The organism is Mesorhizobium sp. M0052 (assembly GCF_040323255.1).
In the GTDB taxonomy this organism is placed as follows: Bacteria; Pseudomonadota; Alphaproteobacteria; order Rhizobiales; family Rhizobiaceae; genus Mesorhizobium.
The window spans coordinates 1-2800 of sequence record NZ_JAMYUS010000055.1; the positions used below are offsets into that span (position 1 = coordinate 1).

Annotated in this window: 3 protein-coding genes and 1 pseudogene; 1 reads left to right on the plus strand and 3 read right to left on the minus strand. The window is 59.9% G+C overall.

Annotated elements, in window-relative coordinates:
* Window positions 1–62: 62 nt before the first annotated feature.
* The 3 genes and pseudogenes from NKJ77_RS32240 to NKJ77_RS32250 all read right to left on the minus strand — a co-directional run.
* Complete coding sequence (locus NKJ77_RS32240; RefSeq protein WP_352536381.1) at window positions 63–701, minus strand: SGNH/GDSL hydrolase family protein; 639 nt, start codon at window positions 699–701, stop codon at window positions 63–65.
* A 130-nt stretch (window positions 702–831) separates the two neighbouring features.
* The gene (locus NKJ77_RS32245) at window positions 832–1236 is read right to left on the minus strand and encodes an alpha/beta fold hydrolase (protein WP_050589871.1); all 405 of its coding nucleotides are present in this window, start codon (window positions 1234–1236) and stop codon (window positions 832–834) included.
* Between the two features lie 40 nt (window positions 1237–1276).
* A pseudogene (locus tag NKJ77_RS32250) lies at window positions 1277–1678 on the minus strand (alpha/beta fold hydrolase); the annotation flags it as partial.
* Between the two features lie 715 nt (window positions 1679–2393).
* On the opposite strand from NKJ77_RS32250, the gene NKJ77_RS32255 reads away from it, so the two are divergent.
* Entirely contained in the window at window positions 2394–2579 is a 186-nt protein-coding gene (locus NKJ77_RS32255; RefSeq protein WP_023831027.1) for a hypothetical protein, read from the plus strand.
* The last annotated feature ends 221 nt before the right edge of the window (window positions 2580–2800 follow it).

The window sequence follows — 2800 nt, forward strand, 5'->3', positions numbered from 1 at the left end:
CTTGGCGCTGCGGCGGACGCATAGGGGGAGAGAAGTGTCACCTATGTATCCGGTTCAAAGTGTTACCCATCTATCGGCTGGACAGACCGACTTCCGGCTAAATCGTGCTCGACTACAAGTGCCGCGATGGCTGCCGCGATCTTCGCGCCGCCTTGCACTGACGGTTCGATAGGATTGGCGAAGTCCGCGTCCTCATTCGATACCAAGCGCAGGTCGACGAGCGGCAAACCGCGCGAGAACGCCGCCCGGGTGATGACGTCGTTGAGGACCGTCAGGGCAGTTGCGGCAAGTCTACGACGCTGTGGGTCGGGAAAGCGCGCCTCGTAGATCGTGCAGACAGCGGTGGGTAGGTTTTGGCCCAGCGCCCCCTCGAGCATCGTACAGTAGTCCTGCTCGAATTCCTCCCGGATATCGCTGATCCTGTCCAGAACCTCGGCCACCGAACAGGCCCCCTGCTCCACAATCCCTGCATGACGAAGAGCATCATTGCCACCGACGCTGACGACAAGATGGCTAGCATCCTGGGGGAGCCGTTCAAGCTGCCGCTCGACGCCGCTTGTGACGGCGCCGTCGACGGCGTTTAGCGCTGCACGCCACCCCTCCGGCAACCGCTCCCGCAGCTGCCGCACTACGTCGGGCCCGTGCGCGACATAGGCAGCGTTGTCAAAGATCGAATCCCCGAGAAGGACGACGTGTGGCATCGGATGCTCCGTTGAGGCCTCTGCCAATGCTGCATCAGCAGAGGAGGTAAGGTGGTGGGTTGTGACCGCGGCAGCGAGCACGGTCAGGAGATCACGGCGAGTCAGGCCACCTACAGAACGGAACGGCATCTCAGCCGTCCAGGAACGCCAGAAGCGCGGCATTCACCGCGCTGGCCTCTTCGCGCTGTACCCAATGCGTCGCCTTCTCGAACGTCTGCAGGCCCCGATCGTTGCAAAGGGCCAGACTGCGCTCGGCCAGGCCATATTCCAGAGCTTGGTCCTGCATCCACCACAGTACAAGGGTCGGCGTCGTGATCCGCTCCTTCAGGCTTGGGCGGAAGCGCAGCGCCCGATACCAGTTGAGCATGCCTGTCAGCGCCCCCGGCCGTTCCCAGGCCTGCCGATACTCTGCGATTTCCTCCGCCGTGAAGGCATCTGTTCGGCTGGATTTGATGAGCGCCCGTGCCAGCAGAGCCGAGCGCCCCGCCCCCAGAAAAGCCTCCGGCAGCAAGGGGAACTGGAAGAAGGCCGGCATAGCTGCTCCGCAGGAACTGGGTCGGAGATCGCAAGGAATGGGCAAGCAGCACCTCGGGATGGGGCGCGTTCAGGATGACGAGCCTTTCCAGGCGGTGCGGCAGCTTTGCGCCTGCGGCCCAGGCGACGATACCGCCCCAGTCATGACCGACGAGGTGAAACCTTCCGATGCCGAGCGCGTCGGCGATGGCAACGACATCGCCGACGAGCTTGGGGAGCGTGTATTCACGGATGGCTTTCGGCTTGTCACTGGTGTTGTAGCCCCTCTGGTCGGGAACGATGACCCGGAATCCGGCGGTAGCGAGCGCATCGATCTGCCGTCTCCAGCCGATCCAGAAGTCGCCGGGAGCAGTCTGTCCCGGTCCAGCCGCTAGGCTGGCAGCAGCGGAGGCGTCGATCAAAGTTAATATCTCGCGGAGTTGACGAGGAGTTCTGATAAGCAAGTTTCAATTTCGCGCTATTTCCCGCAAATTCGAGAGCGTGAGGAATTGAAACCATTCGTTGATGAATCAGGCGTTTTCGCCGGCCTGTCACGCCGGAGGTCGCGGGTTCGAGCCCCGTCACTCGCGCCATTTAACCGTTTGCTGGTTAAATGGTTTCGCGCAAGTAGGCTAAGGCCATGTCAGAAAAATCCGCCATTCTAGCAAGTGTAGGCAGGGCTAAAGAAAAGCCCGCCACCGTGAGGCAGCAAGGCTGGTTCTCTCAGGCGCCTTTTACCGCCGGCCTTCATGGGGCGGGGTTGCGGATGTCGCTGGCCGGCCTTTCGACGTCATTGAACCGAGAAACTCCTCCAGACGTTCCAAGCGCGCCTTCTTGCATCGCAGTGTGTTCGCGACGTCGTGAAGTGTGGATTGACCCCTAGAATTGGCGGCAGCGATCAAATCTATTTCGAGCCGATCGATATCGCTGCGCAACTCGCGAGCCTCAGCTTCCCTCAAACCCTTGATCCATCCAGCCCCGCGCATCGCCAGCACGCCATCCATCGAACAAGGTCGTATGATATCAACGAATTTGCTAACAACCCTGTCTTGGACCTGCTCGAATTTTACGCACTGCTAATATGAAGCGCTCAGCCACTGTGAGGCTGCGGCTTCAAAGTATCCCTGCGTTCGCGCCGCTCGACTGGCGTAATTCTTGTCGATTGGAAGGAGCCGAGCAATGGACAAATTAAGCATCGGGGCTGATCAAGCCAAACACTGGCGTAACAAGGCTTTGCAAGGTCGCCGCAGGCGCCTTTCGCGAAACTTCGTGTCGTGGGTTCTCATCCTGCTGGGGATCGCAATTCTCTCTGGTCTGATTGCCTTGAAGGCATGGGGGATTCACATCCTCGGGGTTGCGATCTAGAATCGGTCCATGGAAACGGTTTTCGATGATATCGCCCAAGCCCCGCCTGGACGTAAAGCGCTACGGGAGCCGGCTTGCGTTTGGCCCCGACTGGGGCGATGCTGAAGGTGGGGAAATTGCGTATTCGCAAAATACGTTGCTGGTGGGGACTTCTTGATGTTCGTCGACTTGTACGAAACGCTGGAGATCAGCCCAAACGCCAACTCGGAAACTCTAGAGCG